Genomic DNA, 25581 nt, shown 5'->3' on the forward strand with positions numbered 1-25581 from the left:
CGTCGCTTCAAGCAAGCTCCGGCACAGCGAGCTCAAAGCGCATGCTGTGGTCGTAACTGGCTCAGAGGGTCAGGCAGCGAAACTCGCCCCTTCAGGAGGCCGAGCGGAATCGTCGTGAAACGCAGCGAAGCGAAGTAACAGCCGAAGGCTGGCCCGAAGGGCGAGCGAAGCGAGTCAAGGGGTTGAGCGACATGGATGTCGCGAGAGCGCTGCCGGGCCAGGGATGGCCCGTCAGCGCGGGCCCCTGGAGCGACGATGGAGGGAGGGAACCCGACGCAGTCGGGCTGGATGCAGGGGCAAGTTTTTTGGTTCCTTTTCACCGGGCTGGCGATCCAGCGACTGGAAAAGGGACTCGCTCGGGAGAGCGAAACGGGAAACATCACCAGAACGCGGTGATCTGCTTGGCCACGAACTGACCGGCAACGCGGCACTGGTAAATGAAAAAAAGCCGCCGGTGACCAACACGGCGGCACAAAAACAAAAAACGGAGCGCTGATGAAGTAAAGCCTGCCGCCCACGAGCGGCAGGCTCACTATCGCCCAGCCGCCATGGGCTGGCTTGACCCTGCGTGCCAACACCGTTGCCGCTGGGTGACGGGGCGCCGCCCCTGCACGCTGGGTCATGTGCGCCTGGCAGGCAGAGTCAAGCCGGGCCGCAGCGGGGTTCGTAAGCTGGGGAACGCCCTTTCCGGGCCTTCCCTGAACTGCCTCGAACCCGGAGCCGCCCGTGAGCCACGCACTGATTCCCACCCTGCCCGCCGTCGACGCCTTCGTCGCCCGCCACCATGCCTCGTTCATCGACGGCGCCCAGCAGCAACCCGCCCAGGGCAGCCTGCGGCCGATCCACAACCCCGCCAGCGGCGAGGTGCTGGCACAGACCGTCCAGGCCGACCTGGACCAGGTGGATGCCGCCGTGCAGTCCGCCCGCGCTGCCTTCCGTTCGGGCGCCTGGAGCCGCCTGGCGCCGGCCGAGCGCGAGCGGGTACTGCTGCGCTTCGCCGATCTGGTGGAAGCCCACGGCGAGGAACTGGCCCAACTGGAAACCCTCAACCAGGGCAAGTCCATCCACCTGGCGCGCGCGGTGGAAGTGGGCGCCTCGGTGAACTACATGCGCTACATGGCCGGCTGGGCCACCAAGATCGAAGGCCAGACCCTCGACGTGTCCATCCCGGTGCCCGCCGGTGCGCGCTTCAACGCCTACACCCGCCGCGAACCGGCCGGGGTGGTGGCCGGCATCGTGCCGTGGAACTTCCCGATGATGATCGCCCTGTGGAAGGTGGTGCCGGCGCTGGCCTGCGGCTGCACCATCATCATCAAGCCGGCGGACGAGACCCCGCTGACCGCCCTGCGTCTGGCCGAACTGGCGCTCCAGGCCGGGGTGCCGGCCGGGGTGTTCAACGTGCTGGTGGGCGGGGCCGACGCCGGGGCCGCCCTGGTGGCCCACCCGCTGGTGAACAAGGTGTCCTTCACCGGCTCCACCGCCGTCGGCCGCAAGGTCGGCCACGCGGCGCTGGACAACCTGACCCGCTTCACCCTCGAACTGGGCGGCAAGAACCCCATGCTGGTGCTGCCCGATGCCGACATCGACCAGGCCGTGGCCGGCGCCATCGGCGGCGGCCTGCTCAACCAGGGGCAGGTGTGCGCGGCAGCCTCGCGCCTGTACGTGCATGCCAGCCGCTACGACGCCTTCGTCGAGGCGCTCTGCGCCGGCGTCGCCGGCATGAAGGTCGGCCCCGGTCTGGACCCGGAGGCGCAGATCAACGCACTGGTCTCGCGCCGCCACCAGCAGCACGTCCTGCATCACCTGGGCCTGGCGCGGGAACAGGGCGCGCGGGTCTGCATCGGCGGCGGCCAGCCGGACCTGCCGGGCTTCTTCGTCGAGCCCACCGTGCTGGCCAACGTCAGCCAGTCCATGACCCCGGCCCGTGAGGAAATCTTCGGCCCGGTGCTGTCGGTGCTGCCCTGGACCGATCTGGACCAGGCCGTGGAGATGGTCAACGACAGCCCCTACGGCCTGGCCGCGAGCCTCTGGAGCAACGACCTGGGCCGGGTGATGGACCTCATCCCGCGCATCGAGGCCGGCACCGTCTGGGTCAACAACCACGTCCCGGTGGACCCCAACCTGCCCTTCGGCGGCTACAAGCACTCCGGCATCGGCCGCGAGTTCGGCCGCGCCGCCATCGAAGGCTTCACCGAGCTGAAGTCGGTGTGCATCACCTACTGATGCACACGGGCCGCCCTCCCGGGCGGCCCATACCTCACCCCCGCAGCCAGAGGAGCCAGCCCAGCAGCCAGCGCCAGGCGGCCGGCGCCTCCGCCGGCAACGCGCCACTGGCCTCGGCATGGCGCAGCGCCCAGGCACGGGCCTGGCGACCATCCCGCAGCGGGCTCCCGCGTCGGCGATAGACCTCCACCGCCAGCAAGCCAATGGCAGGCAGATGGCCCGCCTCGGCGGCCTGCAACAGGTGGTATTCGGCGGCCGCCCAATCGAGGGGCTCGCTGAGCAGTTCCAGCTCGCCACAGAACCCGTGCAAGGCGGTGATCACCGCCGCGTCACCGGCGTCGCCGGGGTGCTCCAGGTAATTCCAGGCGTGCTGCCGGGCCTCCAGCCACAGGCGCTCGGCGGCGGCTTGGTCGTCTTCGGCCGAGGCCTGCTCGGCCAGCAGCTCCACCAGCGCCCGGGTGGCAGCGCCATGGCCGGCGGCGGCGGCGATGCGCCAGTGCTCGCGGGCGGCGTCCAGGTCCACCGGCGTGCCCTGCCCCTCGCGGTGGCAGCGCCCCAGCAGGTAGCGCCCCTCGTGGTGCAGCGCCTGGGTCACGCTGGTCACCGCCACCAGGTAATCGGCCGCTGCCAGGGCCCGCGCGCCGTCCACCGGGCCCGCAGCCGGGTCCAGCCACAGGCGCGCCTCCAGGGCCGCCGCCTCGAAGCCTTCGTCCAGCTCGTGCTCCGACGCCCGCACCCGCGCCACCCAGTCACAGGCGGTCAGCAGGGCGTCGTCTCCGCCCGTGCCTTGCAGCACCAGGCGCGCAAGCTGCAACCAGGCGCCCGCGCTCGGCGTGCCCGTGCCGCCATCCAGCGCACAGGCCCGGCGTGCCCAGGCGTAGGCCTCGGTCGGGGAAGCGGCCAGGCGCGACAAGGCCAACGCAGCCTGCAGATCGCCGGCCCGGTAGCGCGCCTGCCAGGCCGCCTGGGCACTCTGCCGGGGCTGGCCGGGGCAGACGAAACAGGACTGTGCCTGCCCCGCCTCCCAGGCCTCGGCCGGTACGTCCTGCCCACGGCTCCAGGCATCCAGCAGTTGTTCGCGGGTGTCATCGTCCAGCCGTGGCAGCCAGAACGATTGCCCCGCCAGGGCGCTGAAGCAGCCCTCCAGCGCAGGTTCGCCCGTTTCCCGCCACAGGCGCAGGCCCAAGCTGAAGCCCTCGGGGCCGTCGAGGCGTTCGAAGGTCAGCAGCAGCGACTGGTCCGGCAGCTCCAGCACCTCGACCCCGGCGTGCCAGCCGGGCAGCGCGGGCTCGCCACGGGCCAGGCTCCAGAGCTGCTGACGGTCCTGCTCATCGGTGCGCTTAAGCCAGCGCTGGTTGCCGTTGCCCAGGGTTTCCACCCGCCCCGGCGACGGCGGCATCCACTGCCGTTCGCGTTCATCGATCACCGCGCACCCCTGCTGATCGCGCACACGGATCAGCAGCCGCGGCGCGTCGGGCTCGCCACCGCCCTCGGCGATCCACGCCGCCAGGCTGCCGTCCGGTTCCGGCGCATTGCGCCAGGGGTCGGCCGGCAACGGCGCGGCCCCCTTGCCGAGCCCCAGCGGTTCGATCTCCGTGTAGCGCGGGGCCACACGCCAGTCGCCCAGCGCCGGCAGCAGGCCGTGCAGGCCGTTGCGGGTCACCCGGTAAATGCCCTCGGCCTGCAGGGGGTGCCGGTAGGGCTCGTAGCAGTCCACCTCGTCCCATTCGCAGGGCACCGCCTCGCGGCCGTCGATGCCGACCCAGCCCTGGCGGCCGTCCCGCCACACGCGCCAGCCGCGATGGTCGTGTTCCTTCCGCCACTCCACCTGGTCGTAACGGCAGGCCAGGCGCTCCTGGCCCTGCTCGTCCAGCAGGCCCCAGCGGCCGTCCGCCATCACCCAGGCCAGGCCCGGGGCATCGAAGGCGAGCGTGCCACCGAAGGGCCGTGTGTCCTGGTAGCGGGGCGGTGCCCGCCACTGACCGTCGAGGTCGAGGAAGCCATAGTGCGCCCCCTCCCGGGCCCGCAGCAGGTCTTCGGTTTCCCGGCGCAGTTCGGGAAAGCGCGGCGTCAGCCGCCACTGGCCGCTGGGAATGTGCATCAGCCCCAGCAGGCCGCCCTGGCTGGCCACCATGTGGTCGTCGCAGGCGCTGTCCACCACCGCGTCGAATTGCGGGGCCAGCAGCAGCTCCACCGACGGTTCGATCTGCAGCACACCCCACAGCGTGCCCTGGCGTACCCAGACGCGGATGAAGCTGTGGCGGTCCGGCAGGATGGCGTCCCAGCGCGGTGCCTCGTGCCAGGTACCGTCCGCCTGGCTGACCAGGCCCCAGCGACCGCCCTGGGCGTGGGCCCGGTAGCGGTGCTCCCACCAGGGATCATGTTCAACGGGCTCGCGGGGCGGCACCTCGGGGAAGGGGTGCTCCAGCGCGGCGAACCCACCCAACAGCCCCAGCGCTTCGAACCAGGGGTGACGCAGGGTGCCGAAGCCGAACCCACGGTGCCACTCGCCCAGTTCCTCGAAATCCATCACGCCGGTGAGGCGGTGCAGGTCCGCCGAGCCATCGACCAGGGCCTGGAGCCGGTCATCGGCATTCCAGCGCCAGAAGCCGCTGCGCGAGGGAGCGTTGCGGTCGAACGGCCCGGAAACGGCATCCAGGTCGCCCTGCAGCCAGGCCAGGTCCTGGTCCTCGGCTGCCGTCCGCAACCATGCCTCCACCGCCGCCAGGCACAGGCCCAGGGCGGGCACGCGGTAGAACTGCGGGTGCGCCTGCAGCCACTCGCTCAGCCGCTGCCAGTTGGCCAGGGCCTGTTCCAGCGGGACCCGCAGGCCAATGGCCGGCACCTGGTAACCCGCCGTGGCCGAGGTGACGGCCGGCACCTCGCGGGCACCGCCCAGCAGCACCAGCCACAACGCCGGGACCTCGCCACAGAAGGCCAGGCAGCGCGGCGGCGCGTCGTCCTGCCCGAGGTGCAACCAGGCGCCCGAGGCCGCCTCCCATGCCATGCCCTGCTCCATGCCGTCATCCCGCCCCCGAGGGCCTGCGAAAAAATGCGCAATGATGGCGCGGCCCGGGCAGCGCCACCAGAGCGGCGCCCCTGGAAATGCGAAGGCGTCGAAGCTTCGCGACTTCGACGGTTTTCCTGCCGACCGAAGCCGCACTATCATCGCGCCGTGGCTATGGGCGTCCTTCCTTCTACCTCTGAAACTAGGGTGCCCGCTTTCCACACCGCCCACCGCCTGGTGGGCTTTTTCATTTCCAGGAGCTGATGTGAACGGACTCTTCCTGCGGCGCAGCCGTCGTTTCGTACTGGAGCCCGGGGCCGGCGGTGCCAGCCCGAGGGACGTGGTGATGGTGCAGCAGGAGGTGGAGAACCTCGGTTTCGTGCTCGACGAGCCCCTGGTGGAGCGGCTGGCCACCCAGTCCACGGCACAACTGGCCGAGGTGCTGGTCGAGCTGCGCACCACCCTGGCCGCGCTCACCGGTGCCCACCGGCAGTACCGGCCCCTGTTCCCCGAGTTCCCCCGCAGCGTGCGCCAGGTGCCCGAGTACGCGCTGTATCAGCGCGCGCTGCACCACTACCTGACCCTGCTTCGCGAACACCCGGCCACGCCGGACGCCCCCGTGCCGTTGCTGCACGGCCGCGCGCCCCGGCTGATCCGCCTGGGCAGCGTGGCCGAGCGCGAGGCGATCTTCACCCGCCTGGCTGCCTCCAGCAGCTCGCTGTCGGTGGAGGACCGGGACGACCTGCGCACCTTCGTCAGCGTCTATGGCGAGGGGGTGATGCGGCTGCTGCCGGCAAGCATCCCGTTCAAGGAAAACCTCGCGCTGATCACCGCGCTGCTGCTGCGCCATGGACCGTTCGATGGCGCCGAGGCCTTCGCCAGGGCCCAACTGCGCACCGCCACCGATGTGCTGCGCGTGGCCGTGTGCCTGTGCGAGGGCGATGCCTCACTGGCCCAGGCCTGCCGCTTCAAGGGCCTTGCGCGGCGCGAGCGGCGCCTGCTGCTGGAGCTGTTGGAAGCCTGCCCGGCGCCGGTGGAAGACATGCTGCGCTGGAAGGAGCGCTGGAAGCGCCTGGGCGAAGCCCTGCACCCCGGCCAGTGGCGCGAGCGCTTCCCCCAGGCCTGGGACGCCTTCCAGGTGCTGCGTGAAGACCGCCCCTTCGAAGGGTTCAACAGCCGCGTCGAACAGGCCCTGGCGGCGGGCCACAGCGCCGACGCCACCCGCCTGCTGCGCACCCGTCCCGGTGAGCTGGCCCGTCGGCTGGACCACCTGCTGCGCAGCGGTGACCAACCCGAGGACGTCCTCGCCACCTTCGCCCGCGTGGCCGAGCAGGTGTCCACCGCTGTGCTGCTGCAGGCCCTGGCGCATTTCCAGCACCGCGGCCAGGCCGCACTGCGCACCTTTTTCCCCAAGGGCGATGCCGCCCGCGCCTGGTGCACGCCGGAGCAACGCCCGGCGCTGCCGGGCACGCTGCGCACCCAGGTCATCGCTCACCTGCGCGCGGCCCTGGTGGCGCGCTTCGCCACACGCCCGCCGCTGGGTCGCTGCTACCTGGACCCACGGCTGGCGGAGCTGAAGGTGCCGCTGGCCCAGCGCTCGGCCGCCAAGGCACTGCGCACCCTGGTGCGCGGCAGCCGCCTGCCGCTGCCGGACACCCGCTTCATCCGCCTGTTCCTCTGGTGGACCAACGGCCGCGAGCGCACCGACATCGACCTCTCGGCGGCGTTCTTCGATGGCGGCTTCGGCTACCGCGACCTGGTGTCCTACTACAACCTGCGCCACTACGGCGGGCACCACAGCGGCGACATCGTCGACGCCCCGAACGGCGCGGCGGAATTCATCGACCTGGACCTGGAGCTGCTGCGCAAACGCGGCATCCGCTTCGTGGTCACCTGCATCAACAGCTACACCCGCCAGCCCTATTGCGACCTGCCGGAGTGCTTCGCCGGCTGGATGGCCCGTGACCAGGTGAACTCCGGGGAGCCCTTCGAGGCACGCACCGTGGAAGACCGCCTGGACCTGGCCAGCGACCAGCAGACCTGCCTGCCCTTCATCCTCGACCTGGAGGCACGGCAGGTGATCTGGACCGACATCGGCCTGGGCGGCTACCCGCGCTGGAACAACGTGGCCAACAACCTCAGCGGCATCGCCCTGATGCTCCGGGCCATGAGCGACCTGGCCACGCCGGATCTCCACACCCTGTTCGAGCTGCACGCCGAGGCCCGTGGCAGCGAGGTGGACGACCCCGCCGAGGCCGACCTGCGCTTCGGACCCGACGGCGACATCGACCCGCTGGACCTCGACCGCATTCGCGCCGAGTTCCTCTGAGGCACGCCTCGGCAGGCTGGTGTGGCAGTGCCTGCCGCGCAACGGGCAGGCAGCCGAAAAAAAGCCCCGCACACAGGCGGGGCTGAGAGCACAACAACTCAGGGTCGACCGGGCATCAGGGGATGTTCACCCCGTGCTGGCCGCTCAGGGCCAGGTCCATCAGCTCACGGTTGGCCACGGCGTACATCGCGTAGTCCGTGCCGGTGGCGGCGCGCAGTTCGGTGAGCATCACCTTCCAGCGCTCCACCAGCGGGCGGTGCTGTTCCAGCCAGAGCGCGACACGCTCGTCCATGTCCGCCGGGGCATCGGCCATCTGCAGCACGGAAATGGTGATCGCCCGCTGCTGACCGTCGAGGTCGTCGCGGAAGGCTTCGCGGGCCAGCGCCTGCCAGTTGTTCTCCACCGGCAGGCCGGTGATCTGCTGCAGGTACCAGGACAGGTCTAGCGCGCCGCCGATGGCGAAGTAGGCGGCGGCCACTTCGGCGGCATCCTTGCCGGTGACGTCGGCGGCTTCGATGATCGGCAGCAGCGTGTACAGGTGGCTGGTGCCGGCGACGACGCGGGCCAGTTCCTCCGGTGCGCCGGCTTCGACGTAGGCCTGGTAGCGGGCCAGCCACTGCTCGCGGGCGGGGCCTTCCAGCAGTTCGTCCAGGCGGCCGGCCAGTTCGGCGACGCGGGGGCCGAAGTGGCCGACGTCACGGGCGGCGTTCTGGTCTTCGCGGCGGCTGCGCAGGAACCAGCGGGTGGCACGGCGGCCGAGGCGCATCAGCTCGTCCATCAGGGTCAGTTGCAGTTCGGCGGGCACCTTGTAGTCCAGGGCCTCGATCTGCTTCCACCAGTGCGCCAGGCGGAACACGTCGCGCACCACCACGTAGGCGCCGGCGACGTTGGCGGCGCTCATGCCGGTGGACTCCTTCAGGCGCTGCACGAAGGTGATGCCCATGTGGTTGACCAGGTCGTTGGCGATCTGGGTGCTGATGATCTCGCGCTTCAGGCGATGGCGGCGCATGGCCTCGCCGTACTTCTCGGCCAGCAGCGGCGGGAAGGCGGTCTCCATCTCGCGGGCGAGGTAGTCGTCGTCCGGCACCAGGGATTTGAGCAGCGATTCCTTGAGGTCGATCTTGCTGTAGGAGATCAGCACCGACAGCTCGGGACGGGTCAGACCCTGGCCGTTGGCGAGGCGCTCGTTGAGTTCCTCGTCGCTGGGCAGGAACTCCAGGGCACGGTCCAGCTTGCCGGCGGCTTCGAGAGCGGCGATCAGGCGCTTGTACTCGCTGATGCGCTCGCGGGCGCGGCGCTGGGCCAGGGAGAGGGCCTGGGTCTGCTTGTAGTTGTTGCCGAGCACCAGGTTGGAGACGGCGTCGGTCATCTTCGCCAGCAGGGTGTTGCGCTGCTTGCCGGTCATGTCGCCGGCCGCGACGATCTCACCCAGCAGGATCTTGATGTTCACCTCGTGGTCGGAGCAGTCCACGCCACCGGCGTTGTCGATGAAGTCGGTGTTGCTGGCACCGCCGGTGAGGCCGAATTCCACGCGGCCGAGCTGGGTCATGCCCAGGTTGCCGCCCTCGCCCACCACCTTGGCGCGCAGTTCGCGGCCGTCCACGCGCAGGGCGTCGTTGGCCTTGTCGCCGACGTCGGCGTGGCTTTCCTTGCTGGACTTGACGTAGGTGCCGATACCGCCGTTCCAGATCAGGTCCACCGGGGCCTTGAGCAGGGCGTTGAGCAGCTCGGTGGGGGTCAGCTTGTCGGCCTGGATGTCGAAGCGCTCCTTCATCTGCGGGCTGATGGCGATGCTCTTGGCGCTGCGCAGGAAGATGCCGCCGCCTTCGGAGATCAGCTTGGTGTCGTAATCGGCCCAGGAGGAACGCGGCAGGTCGAACATGCGCTTGCGCTCGACGAAGCTGCTGGCGGCGTCCGGGTTGGGGTCGATGAAGATGTGCATGTGGTTGAAGGCGGCCACCAACTGCAGCTTGTCCGACAGCAGCAGGCCGTTGCCGAACACGTCGCCGGCCATGTCGCCGATGCCGATGACGGTGATGTTGTCCTTCTGCACGTCGATGCCGTGCTCGCGGAAGTGCCGCTGCACCGAGACCCAGCCACCCTTGGCGGTGATACCCATGCCCTTGTGGTCGTAGCCGGCAGAGCCGCCGGAGGCGAAGGCGTCGCCCAGCCAGAAGCCGTATTCCTGGGCGATGCCGTTGGCGATGTCGGAGAAGGTCGCGGTGCCCTTGTCGGCCGCCACCACCAGGTAGGGGTCATCGGCGTCGTGGCGCACCACGTTGGCCGGCGGCACCACCTGGCCGTCCTTGAGGTTGTCGGTGATGTCCAGCAGGCCGCTGATGAAGATGCGGTAGCAGGCGATGGCCTCGGCCTGGATCTCGTCACGGCTGCCGCCCACCGGCAGACGCCGGGGGATGAAGCCACCCTTGGCACCCATGGGCACGATGACGGCGTTCTTCACCTGCTGCGCCTTGACCAGGCCCAGCACTTCGGTACGGAAGTCTTCCTCGCGGTCGGACCAGCGCAGGCCGCCGCGGGCGACGTCGCCGAAGCGCAGGTGCACGCCTTCGACGCGCGGGCAGTAGACGAAGATCTCGAACTTGGGCACCGGACGCGGGATGTCGGGGATCAGCCGCGGGCTCAGCTTGAAGCTGAAGTAGCCCTTGTTCTGGCCGTTGGCGTCGGGCTGGTAGAAGTTGGTGCGCAGGGTCGCCTTGATCAGGTCGAGGTAGCGCCGCAGGATGCGGTCCTCGTTGAGCACGGCGACGTTGTCCAGCTCGCCGAGGATGGCCTGTTCGAGCTTCTGCTGCTTGTCTTCCAGGTCCTCGGTGGAGAGCTTGCGGGCCAGGTAGAAGCGGGTCTTGAACAACCGCACCAGTTCCTTGGCGATGTTGGTGTGGTTGAGCAGGGTGCTGGCGATGTAGGACAGGTCGAAGCCCAGGCGGATCTGCTTCAGGTAGCGGGCATAGGCGCGCAGCAGGGCCACGTCGCGCCAGGGCATGGAGGCGGTCAGCACCAGGCGGTTGAAGGCGTCGTTCTCGGCGTCGCCGCCGACGATGTGGACGAAGGCGTCCTGCAGGGTGTCGTTGAGTTCCTGGATGTCCACCTCGACGCCGGCAGCGGCGGTGAAGGCGAAGTCATGGACCCAGAATTCACGGCCGTCCTGGCGGGTCAGGCGGTAGGGAAACTCGCCCAGCACGCGCAGGCCGAGGTTCTCCAGGATCGGCAGCACGTCGGACAGCGGCAGCGGCGTGTCGGCGTGGTAGAGCTTGCAGTGCAGCAACTGCTCGCCCTGGGTCAGCGGCTGGTAGAAGCTCATCACAAGTGGGCGCTGCTCGGACAGGCTGTACAGGTGCTGCATGTCGACCACCGCCGAGTGCGCTGCAAAGCGCTCGCGGTAGCCGGCGGGGAAGCCTTTCGGGAAGTCGGCCAGCACGCGGGTGCCCTTGGCCTCGCCGAAGGTTTCGTTGATCAGGCTGGCGTAGTCGTCCTTCCAGGAACGGCAAGCCTGGATGACTTCCTTCTCCAGGCGCACGGGATCGACCACGGCCTTGTTCTTCGGGTCCAGGCGCAGGATGAACTGCACGCGGGCCAGCACGGACTCGGAGAAGAAGGTCCAGAACTCGCAGTCGGTCGCCTGCAGGCGATCCATGAGGATCTGCTGGATCTTCACCCGGCTCTCGGTGGAGTAGACGTCACGCGGGACGTAGGCCAGGGCGTAGGCGAAGCGGCCGTAGGGGTCGCGGCGCAGGAACAGGCGGATCTTGTTGCGCTCCTGAATCTGCACGATGGCCATGGCGGTGGCGAACAGGTCGTCCACCGGGGTCTGGAACAGGTCGTCGCGGGGCAGCACTTCCAGCACCTGGCCCAGTTCCTTGCCCAGGTGGGCGCGGGGGTCGAAGCCGGAGCGACGCTGGATCTCGGCGACCTTGTCGCGGATGTAGGGAATGCGGGTGACGCTATCGGCGTACACGCCGGAGGTGTACAGGCCCATGAAGCGGCATTCCTTGACCACCCGGCCCCTGGCGTCCAGTTCGCGGATGGAGACGAAGTCCGGGTAGGCGGGGCGGTGCACGCGGCTCGGCTCGGCGGCCTTGGCGAAGGACAGCAGCACCGGGCCGCGCAGGTAGTCGACGGCTTCCTGCTCGACATGCAGGTCGGCCTTGGTCAGGCCGGCGCGGCGCAGGCGCGAAACGCCCAGCAGGGACTTCTCGTCATACACCAGGTGGCCGCCGGCCTCACCCTGGTCGACCACGGTGAACTCCTCGTAGCCGAGGAAGGTGAAGTTGTTGTCCACCAGCCAGTTCATGAAGACCTTCACCTCGGCCAGTTCGGCCGGGTCCACCTTCAGCTTGGCCTTGTCCAGCCAGGCCAGCAGTTCGCGGGCCTTGGCGGTCATGGGTTTGAAGTCGGCGACGGCGACACGCACCTCACCCAGCACGTCTTCCAGCGCCTTCTCCAGCACCTTGAGAGCAGCGGGGGCGGCAACCCGGTCGATCTCCAGGAACATCAGCGATTCCTGCTGCACGTCCTTGCCCTGGGTGCCCTTGGGCAGCACTTCCTGCAGCGCGCCCTTCTTGTCGCGGCGCACGCTGAGCACGCTGTTCTGCAGGGTGTGGATGTTGTAGCCGCGGCGGTTCAGCTCCATGCGCACCGAGTCCACCAGGAAGGGGATGTCCGGGTGCAGCACTTCGACGGCGGTGTGGGTGGACTGCCAGCCGTGCTTCTCGTAGTCCGGGTTGAACGCGCGGATCTGGGGCTTGGCGGGATCGAAGCGTTCCAGCAGGCGCCACGACGACAGGGTGCAGCCCACCAGGTCGGACAGGCGCCGCTGGGTGAGTTCGTCGAGGGCGATGATGCCGAAGAACTGATCGGCGAACAGGGTTACTTGTGGCAAGACCTGCTCGCTGACGTGCTGCGCCAGTGCCACCTGCAGTTGATGCTGGAAGTCGGCTTTGCTGGCCGCGGTGAAGAACGCCATGGTTGTGCTCCGCTTGGCTCTGTTGTTGGGGGTTAAGCGTAGAACGCTTATCGCGCGGTGATGGATCAGGAGGAGATTCAGGCAGTGTGACGGGCCGGAACCGCTTGGGACCGGGCAGTCACCCTCGCGGACAGATTAAGGGCGGCACCCGGTGCGACGCTTTTAGTCCTGCGACATATTCGGTCAATCTCGGACAGCCGCCTTCAGCAAGCCGACACAGCTCACGGAAGGAGGACGACATGAGTGCTTCAGTGACGCCTACAGCGCACCCACAGCGACAGGACCGGTGTGCCCCCTACACTCACCACTCCCCTTTCTCACCGGAGCACCCACCATGTGCACCTGCCACGACCCCCACACCCCTGACCGCCCGGAGCGCCGGCACTTCCTGCGCCTGGCCGGGATGACCGCCGCTGCCGTCGCCGCCGTGCCCCTGCTGAGCCACACCGCTCTGGCCGCCGACCCGACTGCGGCACCGCCCAAGCCGCAGAACCGCCTGGCCCCCGACGCGGCGCTGGACCGGCTGAGGCAGGGCAACCAGCGCTACGTGGAAGGCCTGACCCGCCGCCACGACTTCCTCACCGAGCGCGAGGCGCTGGTGTCGGCCCAGAACCCCTACGCGGCGGTGCTGAGCTGTGCCGATTCGCGCATCGCTCCGGAGTACGCCTTCGACACCGCGCGGGGCGACCTCTTCGCCGTGCGTGTGGCCGGCAACATCGTCAATGACGATGGCCTGGCCAGCCTGGAATACGGCGTGGCCGTACTTGGCATCCCGCTGCTGATGGTGCTCGGTCACGAGGGCTGCGGCGCCGTGGAAGCCGGCCTCAAGGTGGCCCGCGACGGTGCCCGCTACCCCGGCCACATCCAGGCCCTGGCGGCGGCCATCGCGCCGTCGGCGAAGGCGGTGCTCAAGCAGGAGGGCAACGCCCTGGACAACGCCATCGCGCAGAACGTGCGGGACAACCTCAAGCAGCTCACCGAGCGCTCCACGCTGCTGCGCGACGCCGTCGCCGAAGGCCGCCTGAAGGTGGTGGGCGGTGTCTACCGGCTGGCCAGCGGCAAGGTCGAGTTGATCGCCTGAGCCCTGACGGGCCGGGCGCACAGCGCTCGGCCCGTCACGATTTCGACGCGCGCTCGCGTACTCGCCTAGGCCGCCGACCTCTGCTTGGATTAAAGTACCCCGCCTTCTCCGAGGGCCCAGGCTGCCCCCGTCCACCCCGAGCGAGCCCGACGATGGAACACCGCGATGCACTGGTCGCCCTGCGACAGTACCTTTCCACCCAGATTCTCGGTCAGGAAAAACTCATCGATCGGCTGCTGATCGCGCTGCTCGCGGACGGCCACCTGCTGGTGGAAGGCGCGCCGGGCCTGGCCAAGACCAAGGCCATCAAGGACCTTGCCGAAGGCGTGGAGGCCGAGTTCCACCGCATCCAGTTCACCCCCGACCTGCTGCCTGCGGACATCACCGGCACCGAGATCTACCGCCCGGAGACCGGCAGCTTCGTGTTCCAGCAGGGACCGATCTTCCACAACCTGGTGCTGGCCGACGAGATCAACCGCGCGCCGGCCAAGGTGCAATCCGCACTGCTGGAAGCCATGGCCGAGCGCCAGGTGTCCATCGGCCGCTCCACCTATGACCTGCCGCCACTGTTCCTGGTGATGGCGACCCAGAACCCCATCGAGCAGGAAGGCACCTACCCGCTGCCCGAGGCCCAGCTCGACCGCTTCCTGATGCACGTGAAGATCGGCTTCCCCGAGGCCTCGGTGGAACGCAAGATCCTCCAGCAGGCCCGTGGCGTCGCCCTCAACGGCGAGACCCGCCCCGAGCACCAGGTCAGCCAGCAGGCGATCTTCGCCGCACGCAAGGAAATCCTCGGCCTGTACATGGCCGACGCTGTGGAGGAGTACCTGGTGCAACTGGTGATGGCCACACGCACCCCGGCCAAGTTCGACGCCGAGCTGGCCGAGTGGCTGGCCTACGGTTCCAGCCCGCGCGGCTCCATCGCCCTGGACCGTTGCGCGCGGGCCCACGCCTGGATGGCCGGGCGCGACTTCGTCAGCCCCGAGGACATCCAGGCGGTGCTCTTCGACGCGCTGCGCCATCGCCTGATCCTCACCTTCGAGGCCGAGGCCGCGGGGATCGACCAGGACCGCGTGCTGCAACGCATCCTCGACGTGGTCGCCGTCGCCTGACGCCATGACCAGCCCGGCAGCCGTCCCCGGCGTGCAGGTCAGCCTCGCCGAGCTGATCGAGATCCGCCACCGCGTGCGCGAGGTGCAACTGTTCTCCACGCCCTCGCGGCGCAGCCCGCTGATCGGCCTGCACCACTCCAAGCTGCGCGGGCGCGGGGTCGACTTCGACCAGGTGCGCGTCTACCAGCCGGGCGATGACGTGCGCACCATCGACTGGCGCGTCACCGCGCGCACCCAGGAGCCCCACACCAAGCTGTTCCACGAGGAGCGCGAGCGCCCGGTGTTCATCGTCGTCGAGCAGAGCCAGCGGCTGTTCTTCGGCTCCGGGCGGATGTTCAAGTCGGTGCTCGCCGCCCACGCCGCCAGCCTCATCGGCTGGGCCGCCCTGGGCCACAACGACCGCATCGGTGGGCTGGTCTTCAGCGATGCCGAGCACCACGAGATCAAGCCCCGGCGCAGCAAGCAGAGCCTGCTGCAACTGCTCAACCGCCTGGTGCGCGCCAACCAGGGTCTGGGCACCGCCCAGGCGACGCCCCGCGAAGGGTTCAGCCTGGCCCTGCGCCGCGCCCGCGAGGTGCTGCGCCCCGGCAGCCTGGTGGTGATCCTCTGCGACGAGCGCACCCTCTCGGACACTGCCGAACAGCAACTGGCACTGCTGGCCCGGCACACCGACCTGATCCTGCTGCCGCTGTCCGACCCCCTCGACCACGCACTGCCGGCCGCCGGGCTGCTGCGCTTCAGCGAGCTGGGGGCCCAATTGGAGCTGGATACCCACAACCCCGAGCTGCGCCAGGCCTACCGCGAACAGGGCGAGGCCCGCCGTGCCCGCTGGCAGCGCCTGGCTCTGCGCCTGGGGGTGCTGCTGCTGCCGCTGTCCACCCAGGAAGAGATGGTCGACCAGTTGCGCGACCACCTGCAGCGTGGGGCGCGGCGATGAACCCGCTGGACCAGCTCGAACCCCTGATCGCCCCCGCGCCCGTGCCGTTCTGGCCCCCGGCGCCGGGCTGGTGGCTGCTCGCCGTGCTGCTGCCGCTGCTGGCCTGGAGCGCCTGGCGCCTGGCCCGGCGGCTGTCGCGGCAGCGCCAGGAGGCCGAGCAGGCCCAGCCCCTGGACCCGATGCGCGAGGCCGCGCTGCAGGAGCTGGCACAACTGGCCAAACCCTACGACGGCGCCCATGCCGGCCCCTGGCTGCAGCAACTCAATGCGCTGCTCAAGCGCCTGTGCCGGCAGCGCTACCCCGACGCCCAGGTGCTGACCCTGAACGGCCGCGCCTGGCTGGCCTACCTGGACAACCGCTGCCCCGCCGCCGGCCTGACCCGCTGGATGGTGCTGGTGGAGGGCGCCTACCGCCCGCAGTGCAAACTCGACGACAAGGCCATCGCCGGCCTGCACCAGGCCGTCGAAACCTGGATACGCAAGCATGTTTGAGCTGGCCTGGCCCTGGATCTTCCTGCTGGCGCCGCTGCCCTGGCTGCTGCGGGTGCTGCTGCCGCCGGCCGACAGCGGCGAGGCGGCGCTGAAGGTCAGCTTCCTCGGCGAATTGGAGGCCCTCGCCGGGCGCCGCGCCCGAGCCAACCTGCCGGCCTGGCGCCAGCAGGCCCCCTTCGCCCTGCTCTGGCTGCTGCTGCTGTGCGCCGCCGCGCGCCCCGAGTGGGTCGGCGAGCCACAGCCGCTGCCGGCCAGCGGCCGCGACCTGCTGGTGGCGGTGGATGTGTCCGGCTCCATGGACTACGCCGACATGCGCCTGGACGGCAAGCCGGTCAGCCGTCTGGCGCTGGTGCAGCACCTGATGGGCGAGTTCATCGACGGCCGGGTGGGCGACCGCATCGGCCTGATCCTCTTCGGCAGTCAGGCCTACCTGCAGGCACCGCTGACCTTCGACCGGAAGACCGTGCACGTGTGGCTGGACGAGGCGCTGATCGGCATCGCCGGCAAGAACACCGCCATCGGCGACGCCATCGGCCTGGCGGTGAAGCGCCTGCGCCAGCGCCCGGCCAACAGCCGCGTGCTGGTGCTGGTGACCGACGGCGCCAACACCGGCGGCCAGATCGAGCCCTTGACCGCCGCACGCCTGGCCGCCGAGGAGGGCGTGAAGATCTACACCATCGGCATCGGCGCCGACCCCGAGCAGAGCGGCATACCCGGTCTGTTCGGCCTCAACCCGGCACTGGACCTGGACGAGCCCACCCTGCGGCAGATCGCCGAGCAGACCGGCGGCCAGTACTTCCGCGCCCGCTCCAGCCAGGAGCTGACCGAGATCGAACTGGCACTGGACACCCTCGAACCGGTGAGCCAACTGCCCAGCCAGGCACGCCCGGCCCTGGCGCTGTACTGCTGGCCGCTGGGGCTTGCGCTGCTGCTGAGCCTGGCGCTGATCGCCCGTGAGCTCTGGCCCGACCTGCCCCAGCAGGGGTTGGCCTGGGCCCGCAGCCGCTGGAGGCGCTCATGAGCGAACTCTGGCCCCACTGGTCGCGCCCGCTGTGGCTGCTGCTGTTGCCTCTGCTGCTGTGGCTGCTCTGGCAACTGCTGCACCGTGAACGCCGCACCGGCCGCTGGCAGCAGTTGCTGCCGCTGCACTTCCAGCCCTGGCTGCTGGGTGGCGGGCGCCAGCGCGGCAGCCGGCTGCCGTGGATCGCCCTCGGCCTGGCCTGGCTGCTGGGCCTGCTGGCGTTGCTCGGCCCCAGTTGGCAGCGGGTGGAGCAAAGCACCCAGAAACGCGCTGACCCGCTGGTGGTGATTCTCGAACTGACCCCCTCGATGCTCGCCGGCGACGTGCCGCCCAGCCGCCTGGAGCACGCCAAGCGCAAGCTGCGCGACCTGCTGGACGCCCGCCGCGACGCGCAGACGGCCATCGTCGTCTACGCCGGCAGCGCCCACAGCCTGGTGCCGCTGTCGGACGACCTGATGACCGCCGGCAACCTGCTGGACGCCCTCAAGCCGGCGATCATGCCCGAGCCCGGCCAGCGCGCCGACCTGGCGGTGCAGAAGGCCCTGGCGCTGCTGGAGCAGGGGGCCCGCGGCCAGGGCCGGCTGCTGCTGATCACCAATGGCCTCAGCGAGGCCGAGCGCACTGGCATCCGCAAGGCCCTCGGCTCGCGCAGTGACCGCTTGTCGATCCTCGGCATCGGCACCGCCCAGGGCGCGCCCATCGCCCAGGACAACGGCGGCTTCCTCAAGGACGCCCAGGGCGCCATCCTCCTGCCGCGCCTGGACGCACCGGGGCTCAAGCGCTTCGCCGGCGACCTGGGCGGCAAGTACGCCACCGCCCGGGTGGATGAGCGCGACCTGCGCAACCTGGGCCTGCTCGGCGGGGCCACCACCCTGCGTGACAGCGGCGAGACCACCCGCCTGGAAGCCTGGGCCGACCAGGGCCACTGGCTGCTGCTGCCGCTGCTGCTGATCGCCGCCTGCGCCGGCCGCCGGGGCTGGATCTTCTGCCTGCCGCTGTTCTTCGTGCTGCCCCGCCCTGCCCTGGCCTTCGAGCTGGACGACCTGTGGCTGCGCGCCGACCAGCAGGGCCAGCGCCTGCTGGAAGCGCAGCAACCGGCAGAGGCCGCACAGCGCTTCCAGGACCGCGCCTGGCAGGGCTACGCCCTCTACCAGGCCGGCCAGTACGGCGAGGCTGCCGAGCGCTTCGCCGCCGGCGACAGCGCCGCCGATCACTACAACCGAGGCAATGCCCTGGCCAAGGCCGAGCAACTGGAAGCCGCGCTGGATGCCTACGATTCAGCCCTGGAGCGTCAGCCCGACCTGCAGCCGGCGCTGAAGAACAAGGCCCTGGTGGAGGCGCTGCTGAAGCAGCGCCAGGCCCAGGCCGAGCAGCCCCAACCCACCTCGCCGCCACAGCAGCAACAGGCCGGCCAGGACGATGCCGCCCAGGATGCGCCCAAGGGCACGCCCCAGCCGGCGGAGCAGGACGCCCAGCCCGACTCCGGCCAGGACCCGGAGGCCGCAGAGGCCGAGCAGAAGAACGGCCAGGGCGCCGGCGGCCAGGACCAGCAAGCGGCCAGCGCCCAGCCCGCCGAGCCGGACAGCGAGCCACATGCGCTGGACAGCGAGCACGAGCCCCTGGGCGACGAACGCCGCCAGTCCCTGGAACAGTGGCTGCGACAGATTCCCGACGACCCCGCCGAACTGCTGCGCCGCAAGTTCTGGTACGAACAGCAACGCCGCCAGGAAAACCAATAATGAAGCGCCTGACCTGCGCCCTGATCCTCCTCCTGCTGGCCAGCCTGGCCCACGCCGCCGGCTTCACCGCCAGCGTCGACCGCACCCGCCTCAGCGAAGGCGAGACAGTGGAGCTGGTGCTGGAGTCCTCCGATCCGACGCTGTTCGGCAAGCCGGACCTGTCGCCGCTGGAGTCGCTGTTCGACGTGCTCGGCACCCGCCAGATCAACCGCCTGAGCACCCTCAACGGGCAGAGCAACCGTGCCACCCGCTGGATCGTCACCCTGCAGCCGAAGCAGACCGGCTATGTGGTCATCCCGCCGCTGAAGCTGGGCGAGGCCGAGACCCAGCCGATCCCGCTGCACATCCAGAAGAACGACCCCAACGCGGACTCCGGCAAGCTGGCACCGGTGTTCATCGACGCCAGCCTGGACCAGGAAAGCGTCTACGTGCAGGCCCAGGCCATCCTCACCCTGCGCATCTACCACTCGGTCTCGCTGTACGACGACAGCAGCCTGACGCCGCTGCAGATGGCCGATGCGCGCATCGAGCAACTGGGTGAGCCGCGCACCTACGAGAAGGAGATCAACGGCGTGCGCCATGGGGTCATCGAGTTGCGCTACGCGATCTTCCCGCAGAAGAGCGGCCAACTGATGATCCCCTCCCAGGTGTTCAGCGCGACCCTGGCCGAACGCAGCAGCCAGGACGCCTACCAGCCCTTCGGGCCGCGCCCGGGCCGCCTGACGCGGGTCAGCTCGCCACAGATCCCCCTGGCGGTGAAGCCGCGCCCGGCGGACTACCCGGCCGATGCGCCGTGGCTGCCGGCGCGCAACCTGACCCTGGTGGAGGCCTGGAGCCCGGAGCCGGACAAGACGCAGGTCGGCGATTCCCTGACCCGCAGCCTGATGGTGAAGACCGAAGGGCTCTCCAGCGCGCAGATCCCGGCGCTGCCGGCCACCAGCGCCAATGACCTGCGCCGCTACCCGGACCAGCCTCAGTTGGCCAATGAGGTGGGCGAGCGCGGAGTGACCGGCAGCCGCGAGGAGCGCGAGGCGCTGGTGCCCACGGCGGCCGGGCGCATCGAGCTGCCGGCGGTGGACGTGGTGTGGTGGAACACCCGGGACGACCGCCTGGAGCACAGCCGCCTGCCGGCCCGCACCCTGGAGGTGGCGGTGAACCCGGCGATGGAGCCGGAGGCCCCGGTGGAAACACCCGGTGCCGACCAGCCGGCCCCGGCCGGCCCGCCGCTGTGGCCCTGGCAACTGGCGACGCTGATCCTGGCGCTGACCACCCTGCTGGGCTTCGGCCTGTGGTGGCACGCCCGCCGCCAGCCGGCGATCCTGCCGACGGTGCAGACCGGGCCGAGCCCGCGCACGCTGCTGGACGACCTCAAGCGCGCCTGCCAGGCCAACGACCCGCAGGCGACCCGCCAGGCGCTGGACGCCTGGGCGCGCCAGCAGCCGGAAACCCTGGCGGAGATGGCGGCGCGCTTCGTGCCGCTGTCGGATGCGATGGACGGTCTGAACGGCGCGCTCTACAGCGAGAGCGGCCAGCACTGGCAGGGCGAGGACCTGTGGAAGGCGATCCGCGCGCTGCCGGCGCGCCAGGTGCAGCAGCAGACCACGGCCAGCGCGCTGCCGCCGCTGTACCCGCACTGATGCGCTGAGGGCTATCGGGCGGCCTTGTCGTCCAGCAGCGGCGTGTCGAGGGTTCTGGAGGGGCCGCCGAGGACGTTCTCGGCGATGCCGACGAAGTCGGCCGTGGCGACCTTGTCCAGGCGCATCAGCCCGCGCACCACGTCATCGAGGGAGTGAGCGCCCTTGCTGCTCTTGCGAATCTCTTCGTCGAGGTCCTGCAGCAGCAGCACGGCGCGGGCGGTGGTCGGCCCGGTGGAATGCTCACCGCGCAGGTTGTTGACCTTGCGGCTCCAGCGCTTCAGGTGGGCGCGCACCTTGTGGTAACGGTCCTCACTGAGCCCGCCGGCGCGGCGCATCAGTTCGATGGCGTAGTACTCGGCGATGCCTTCGCTGATCCAGTCGCTGCGCTCGGTGTCCTGGATGCGGGTGAACACATGCACCAGTTCGTGCACCAGGGAGCTGGTGCCGTTCTCGCTGACCAGCGGGCGGTCGGCGTGCATGAAGAAGGAGTTGGGCCCGGACAGCCCGCCGCGCCACATGGGGTCGCCGGCGCCGACGATCAACAGCTTGCCGGGGTCGCGGGGGAACACTGCCTGGGCGTGGGGCCAGACGAAGGTCAGCAGGGTGAGGATGTCCATCCGCCGCATGCCCTCGCCCACCGGGGCGCTGATGGTGACGTCGGTGTTGCCCAGTTCGGTGCGGCGACTGCCGAGCTTACCGGCGATGATCCAGCCGGTGGGGCGGTCGAACACGCGCTCGGCGTTGTCGACGCGGAAGCGGTTCTTGCCGACGCGGGTCCAGCCGGTTTCCACGGAGGTCCAGCCCTTGGGCAGTTCGAACTGGATGCGCGCGGCCAGGTCGGTGCCTTCCACCACGTCGGCCCGGGCCGGGGGCACCAGGTCGTCGCCGCGCAGCAGGGCCCAGTCGGGGGTCATCCGCGCATCGAAGGTGCCGTTGCCGCGGTCATGGGTGATGCGCACGCGGTAGCTGAGGGTGGCCTTGCCCGGTGCGGGTTGCCAGGTGCCTCGGCCGGCGCCTTCCTGCTGCCATTGGCCGTCGGCCTTGAAGTCGCTGTAGTAGCCCTTGTCGCCCAGGTCGAAACTGAGGCTGCGGACCTTCTCGCCCTCCTCTACCACCAGTTGGACTTCGGCCTGGTCGCTGTCGGGCAGGAAGCGAACCCTGTAGTCGAGGTCGGTGCGCTTGGCCGCCAGCAGCGGGGCACTGAACAGCAGGGCGGTGGCGGACAGCAGCAGGGTGGCGCGGTGGGACATGGCGGGCTTCCTCGTGGCGATTTCCCTATGACGCGGCGAACGGCGATTCGATCCCTTGGGGTGCGCTAGCCGGCGCGGAAGATCATGTAGTCCTCCCAGTCGTCCTCGGCCACCTTGGTCTCGCTGACCATGCGCCCGGACTGGGAGATGCCGGCGTTGTGCACGGCCTCGGGGTCGCCGCAGACCAGCGGGTGCCAGGGCGGCAGGTCCTTGCCCTCGGCCACCAGGCGGTAGCCGCAGGTGGGCGGCAGCCAGCGGAACTCGTCGGCCTGGGCCGGGGTGAGCTGGATGCAGTCGGGCACGAAGTCGCGGCGCTTGGGGTAGTTGGTGCAGCGGCAGGTGTTGAGGTCGAGCAGCTTGCAGGCGATGCGGGTGTAGTACACCGCGCCGTCGTCTTCGTCCTCGAGCTTCTGCAGGCAGCACAGGCCGCAGCCGTCACACAGGGACTCCCACTCCTCCTGATCGAGTTGAGCGAGGGTCTTGCGCTTCCAGAAGGGTTCGACTTTGGCGGCCATGGCGATCTGACTGGGTGAAGGGGCGCGGTAGTCTAGTCGCGCCGACGGTGCCGGCCAAGCACCGCCGACCCAGGAGCGACCGGTAGCGCGGTGTAAGGAAAATCGTTCGCAACATCTCCCAGCACGCCGCCCCGGTGGTGGATCGGTGGAATGCGGCCCGCCCGATACACCTGCCTGACGTAGCCCGGGCTTCAGCCCGGGAACGGAGCCCGCCATGGGGTTGATGGCCTCCCCCTCCGCGTGGGTCGATGAAGCGCGACCCACCCTACAAGAGCCATGGCAGGGATTCCGTAGGATGCGGTGAGCTGTGCGAACCGCATCGAATCCGGATCGCCCGGCGATGATGGGCTTCGCACAGCGAAGCCCATCCTACGTTCCGATGGTTCCCCCCACATGAGCCATGGCAAGGCTCCGTAGGATGCGGTGAGCTGTGCGAACCGCATCGAATACGGGACGCCTAGGCAATGATGGGCTTCGCACAGCTCAGCCCATCCTACGTTCCGGTGGATTCCCCTCACATGAGCCGTGGCATGGCTCCGTAGGATGCGGTGAGCTGTGCGAACCGCATCGAATCCGGATCGCCCGGCGATGATGGGCTTCGCACAGCTCAGCCCATCCTACGTTCCGGTGGATTACCCCCACGCGAGCCATGGCAAGGCTCCGTAGGATGCGGTGAGCTGTGCGAACCGCATCGAATACGGGACGCCCGGCAATGATGGGCTTCGCACAGCTCAGCCCATCCTACATTCCGGTGGATTACCCCCACGCGAGCCATGGCAAGGCTCCGTAGGATGCGGTGAGCTGTGCGAACCGCATCGAATACGGGACGCCTAGGCAATGATGGGCTTCGCACAGCTCAGCCCATCCTACGTTCCGGTGGATTATCCCCACGCTTGGGGTCAATAGCCGCGCTGGAAATCCACTTCGCCGCGGAGCGGTTGGCCTTGCCGGAAGCGGGTGAGGTTGTCGGTGAACAGCCTGACCAGCGGCTCGGCCAAGGTGGGGGCGGAGCTGTGGCCGGTGAGCAGCAGGCGCGGGGCGCGCCAGAAGGGGTGCTCGGCCGGCAGCGGTTCCTGGCGGCAGACGTCGATGACGGCGCCGGCCAGTTCGTTGGCTTCGAGGGCCGCGACAAGGTCGTGATCCACCACCGCAACGCCACGCCCGGCGTTGATGAAGAGCGCGGTGGGCTGCATGCGCTGGAACAGCGCACGGTTGTAGAGGTCATGGGTGGCGGGGGTGTCCGGCAGCAGGTTGACCACGCAGTCGGCCCAGCCGATCTGGTCGGGCAGGGCCTCAAGGCCGGCGACCTCGGCAAAGGGCTCCAGCGGACGCGGCTGGCGGGCGATGCCGCGCAGCTCGACACCGAAGGGGGCGAGGAAGCGCCCGAGGCTGCTGCCGATGTCCCCGGCGCCCACCACCAGCACCCGTCGCCCGGCGAGGCTGCGCGGCAACCGGCCATCCCAGCGGCCTTCTACCTGGCTGGCCAGGCGCGCCAGCAGCGCGCGCTCGTGGGCCAGCAGGTAGGTCAGCACGTATTCGGCCATCACCTGGCCGAAGATGCCGACGGCGCGGGTGAGGCGGTACTGGCGCGGCAGGCCCTCGGCCAGCAGCGGGGTGATGCCGGCCCAGGTGGACTGCGCCCATTCGGGCCGGATCCCCTGGCGCAACAGCTCGGCGAGGCGATCCGGGCTGCCCAGCCACACCGGGCAGCCGGCGGCCAGGCGGGCCAGTTCGTCAGGCGAATCTGCAGCCAACAGTTCCAGTTCGGGGGCGAGCTCGCTCAGCAGTTCGGCGTGGCGGGCATGGTTGGAGTCGGCGAGGAGGACGCGCATCAGACCGGGTCGTTCATGCGCAGGAGCTCTTCGGGCAGGTGCTCGATGTACTCCTCTTCACCCGGCGGCATCTGCAGGTGGTAGCCCTGCTTCTCGATGTTCTCCAGCACCTTGTGGATGTCCTCGCGGGCCAACTGGCGCTCGGGGCTGAGGACCAGGTCGAAGGTGTGCCGGGGGGCGCCGAAGGCGGCCAGCAATCCTTCGGGCACGCGGCTTAGGGCTTCGGCCTTGTCGACGTAGAGGTACATCTCGTTCTTGCGGGGGCTCTTGTAGATCGAGCAGATGCGTTTCATCAGGCGGTCTCTCCGGCCAGGACGTCCAGCAGGGCCTGGCCCATCAGTTCGCGGCGCCAGCCACGCAGGCCTTCGGGCAGTTGGTAGGGGCCGTTGGGGAAGCCGCTCTTGATGAGGGCTTCGAGGTGTTTCTTGCGCAGCATCAGCTCGGGGGCGATGCCCAGGCGCTCGGCCTGGGCCTGGCCGACGGCGCGCAGCTTCTTGAGCAGGCCGTTGACTTCGGCGGGCAGCGGCTCGGGCAGTGCCTCGGGCCATTCGGCGGGCGGCAGTTCGGCCGCTTCGCGGATCAGCTTGAGCAGGGTGTTGCCGTCCTGGCGGACGGTGCGCGGGTGCATGTCTTCGATGCGCGAGAGGGCGACCAGGTTGTCCGGCTGGAAACGCGCCATGGGCCACAGGGCGTGCTCGCGGATGATGCGATTGCGCGGCTGGTCGCGGCGGCGGGCCTCGGCCTCGCGCCAGGCGTAGAGGGCGCGGAGCACGGCCAGTTGCTGGCGGGACAGTTTCCAGCCGAGCTTGGACTCGCGGTACAGCGTCTGGGGGTCGGTCTCGCGACGCAGGTTGGCCACCAGTTCGGCGCCGTCTTCGAGAACCCAGGCGCGCTTGGTGGCGTCGAGACGCTGGTCGAGGATGCGGTAGATCTCGGCCAGGTGCACGGCGTCCTCGGCGGCGTAGCGCTCCTGCATCTCGGTGAGCGGGCGCTGCAGCCAGTCGGAGCGGGTCTCTTCCTTGGGCAGGTCGATGCCAAGCACGGCGTTCACCAGGCGCGAGTAGCCCATGGAGTAGCCGATGCCGAGGTAGCCGGCGGCGAGCTGGGTGTCGAGCAGCGGTTGCGGCAGGCTGCCGGTGAGCCGCAGGAAGACTTCGAGGTCTTCGCCACAGGCATGCAGCACCTTGGTCACGGCGGGGTCTTCGAGCAGGGCGGCGAAGGGGCGCCAGTCCTGGATCAGCAGGGGGTCGATGAGCCAGGCCGTCTCGCCGTCACCGACCTGGACCAGGCCGGCCTTGGGGTAGAAGGTGTCGACACGCATGAACTCGGTGTCCAGCGCGACGAAACTCAGTCGGCGCCAGCGTTCGCAGTGGGAGGCCAGTTCGGCGTCGTCGCGAATCCAGTGAAAATCGATGGCCACAAGGCT

At 69.6% G+C, this 25581-nt stretch carries 16 protein-coding genes; 9 read left to right on the forward strand and 7 right to left on the reverse strand.

The genetic code is table 11. The features are described 5' to 3' along the window. The first annotated feature begins 726 nt into the window (after window positions 1-726). Window positions 727-2223 carry an aldehyde dehydrogenase family protein gene (locus tag A9G05_RS03375; protein ID WP_069559633.1) on the forward strand — a complete coding sequence of 499 codons (1497 nt, stop codon included), beginning with the start codon at window positions 727-729 and terminating at the stop codon, window positions 2221-2223. A 34-nt stretch (window positions 2224-2257) separates the two neighbouring features. On the opposite strand, the gene A9G05_RS03380 is transcribed toward A9G05_RS03375, so the two are convergent. Then, on the reverse strand, window positions 2258-5230 hold the full coding sequence (locus A9G05_RS03380) for a WG repeat-containing protein (RefSeq protein ID WP_069559634.1): 2973 nt from the start codon (window positions 5228-5230) through the stop codon (window positions 2258-2260). Window positions 5231-5495: 265 nt separating this feature from the next. On the opposite strand from A9G05_RS03380, the gene A9G05_RS03385 reads away from it, so the two are divergent. Next, window positions 5496-7559: a TerD family protein gene (locus A9G05_RS03385; protein ID WP_069559635.1), complete on the forward strand. Its 2064-nt coding sequence runs from the start codon at window positions 5496-5498 to the stop codon at window positions 7557-7559. 115 nt (window positions 7560-7674) lie between these two features. Here the strand turns inward: A9G05_RS03385 and A9G05_RS03390 are convergent, their stop codons facing one another. Next, window positions 7675-12540: an NAD-glutamate dehydrogenase gene (locus A9G05_RS03390; protein WP_069559636.1), complete on the reverse strand. Its 4866-nt coding sequence runs from the start codon at window positions 12538-12540 to the stop codon at window positions 7675-7677. Window positions 12541-12874: 334 nt separating this feature from the next. Between A9G05_RS03390 and A9G05_RS03395 the strand changes: the two genes are divergently transcribed. The 7 genes from A9G05_RS03395 to A9G05_RS03425 all read left to right on the forward strand — a co-directional run bounded on the left by A9G05_RS03395 (window position 12875) and on the right by A9G05_RS03425 (window position 20558). Further along, window positions 12875-13621, forward strand: coding sequence for a carbonic anhydrase (locus A9G05_RS03395; protein ID WP_069559637.1), 747 nt, complete (start codon window positions 12875-12877; stop codon window positions 13619-13621). Between the two features lie 152 nt (window positions 13622-13773). Further along, window positions 13774-14733, forward strand: a complete 960-nt coding sequence (locus A9G05_RS03400; protein WP_044412232.1) for a MoxR family ATPase — start codon at window positions 13774-13776, stop codon at window positions 14731-14733. A 4-nt stretch (window positions 14734-14737) separates the two neighbouring features. Continuing rightward, window positions 14738-15670: a DUF58 domain-containing protein gene (locus A9G05_RS03405; protein ID WP_069559638.1), complete on the forward strand. Its 933-nt coding sequence runs from the start codon at window positions 14738-14740 to the stop codon at window positions 15668-15670. Then, window positions 15667-16161, forward strand: a complete 495-nt coding sequence (locus tag A9G05_RS03410; protein WP_069559639.1) for a DUF4381 domain-containing protein — start codon at window positions 15667-15669, stop codon at window positions 16159-16161. Before A9G05_RS03405 ends, A9G05_RS03410 begins: the two co-directional genes overlap by 4 nt. After that, entirely contained in the window at window positions 16154-17182 is a 1029-nt protein-coding gene (locus A9G05_RS03415; RefSeq protein ID WP_069559640.1) for a VWA domain-containing protein, read from the forward strand. Before A9G05_RS03410 ends, A9G05_RS03415 begins: the two co-directional genes overlap by 8 nt. Beyond that, entirely contained in the window at window positions 17179-18921 is a 1743-nt protein-coding gene (locus A9G05_RS03420; protein ID WP_069559641.1) for a VWA domain-containing protein, read from the forward strand. Before A9G05_RS03415 ends, A9G05_RS03420 begins: the two co-directional genes overlap by 4 nt. Beyond that, window positions 18921-20558: a BatD family protein gene (locus A9G05_RS03425; RefSeq protein WP_069559642.1), complete on the forward strand. Its 1638-nt coding sequence runs from the start codon at window positions 18921-18923 to the stop codon at window positions 20556-20558. The genes A9G05_RS03420 and A9G05_RS03425 overlap by 1 nt, the downstream gene beginning before the upstream one ends. 11 nt (window positions 20559-20569) lie before the next feature. Here A9G05_RS03425 and A9G05_RS03430 read toward each other — a convergent pair whose 3' ends face one another. From A9G05_RS03430 to rnd, 5 genes are all read right to left on the reverse strand, one after another. Then, window positions 20570-21808 (reverse strand): hypothetical protein, encoded by a 1239-nt coding sequence (locus A9G05_RS03430; protein WP_069559643.1) that lies wholly within the window; start codon window positions 21806-21808, stop codon window positions 20570-20572. Between the two features lie 65 nt (window positions 21809-21873). Further along, window positions 21874-22323, reverse strand: coding sequence for a YcgN family cysteine cluster protein (locus A9G05_RS03435; protein ID WP_069559644.1), 450 nt, complete (start codon window positions 22321-22323; stop codon window positions 21874-21876). An 899-nt stretch (window positions 22324-23222) separates the two neighbouring features. Further along, window positions 23223-24155, reverse strand: a complete 933-nt coding sequence (locus tag A9G05_RS03440; protein WP_069559645.1) for a D-2-hydroxyacid dehydrogenase — start codon at window positions 24153-24155, stop codon at window positions 23223-23225. Continuing rightward, window positions 24155-24448, reverse strand: a complete 294-nt coding sequence (locus tag A9G05_RS03445; RefSeq protein ID WP_044412257.1) for a YcgL domain-containing protein — start codon at window positions 24446-24448, stop codon at window positions 24155-24157. Before A9G05_RS03445 ends, A9G05_RS03440 begins: the two co-directional genes overlap by 1 nt. Further along, the gene (gene rnd, locus A9G05_RS03450) at window positions 24448-25575 is read right to left on the reverse strand and encodes a ribonuclease D (RefSeq protein ID WP_069559646.1); all 1128 of its coding nucleotides are present in this window, start codon (window positions 25573-25575) and stop codon (window positions 24448-24450) included. The genes A9G05_RS03445 and rnd overlap by 1 nt, the downstream gene beginning before the upstream one ends. Window positions 25576-25581 lie beyond the last annotated feature (6 nt).

It is taken from the genome of Pseudomonas sp. ENNP23, from assembly GCF_001728945.1.
Taxonomy (GTDB): domain Bacteria; phylum Pseudomonadota; class Gammaproteobacteria; order Pseudomonadales; family Pseudomonadaceae; genus Metapseudomonas; species Metapseudomonas otitidis.

Coding starts and splice junctions, on each gene's coding strand:
- A9G05_RS03380 (WP_069559634.1), bottom strand. CDS start 5,230: ATGGCATGGGAGGCGGCCTCGGGCGCCTGGTTGCACCTCGGGCAGGAC.
- A9G05_RS03390 (WP_069559636.1), bottom strand. CDS start 12,540: ATGGCGTTCTTCACCGCGGCCAGCAAAGCCGACTTCCAGCATCAACTG.
- A9G05_RS03395 (WP_069559637.1), top strand. CDS start 12,875: ATGTGCACCTGCCACGACCCCCACACCCCTGACCGCCCGGAGCGCCGG.
- A9G05_RS03400 (WP_044412232.1), top strand. CDS start 13,774: ATGGAACACCGCGATGCACTGGTCGCCCTGCGACAGTACCTTTCCACC.
- A9G05_RS03405 (WP_069559638.1), top strand. CDS start 14,738: ATGACCAGCCCGGCAGCCGTCCCCGGCGTGCAGGTCAGCCTCGCCGAG.
- A9G05_RS03410 (WP_069559639.1), top strand. CDS start 15,667: ATGAACCCGCTGGACCAGCTCGAACCCCTGATCGCCCCCGCGCCCGTG.
- A9G05_RS03415 (WP_069559640.1), top strand. CDS start 16,154: ATGTTTGAGCTGGCCTGGCCCTGGATCTTCCTGCTGGCGCCGCTGCCC.
- A9G05_RS03420 (WP_069559641.1), top strand. CDS start 17,179: ATGAGCGAACTCTGGCCCCACTGGTCGCGCCCGCTGTGGCTGCTGCTG.
- A9G05_RS03425 (WP_069559642.1), top strand. CDS start 18,921: ATGAAGCGCCTGACCTGCGCCCTGATCCTCCTCCTGCTGGCCAGCCTG.
- A9G05_RS03430 (WP_069559643.1), bottom strand. CDS start 21,808: ATGTCCCACCGCGCCACCCTGCTGCTGTCCGCCACCGCCCTGCTGTTC.
- A9G05_RS03435 (WP_069559644.1), bottom strand. CDS start 22,323: ATGGCCGCCAAAGTCGAACCCTTCTGGAAGCGCAAGACCCTCGCTCAA.
- A9G05_RS03440 (WP_069559645.1), bottom strand. CDS start 24,155: ATGCGCGTCCTCCTCGCCGACTCCAACCATGCCCGCCACGCCGAACTG.
- A9G05_RS03445 (WP_044412257.1), bottom strand. CDS start 24,448: ATGAAACGCATCTGCTCGATCTACAAGAGCCCCCGCAAGAACGAGATG.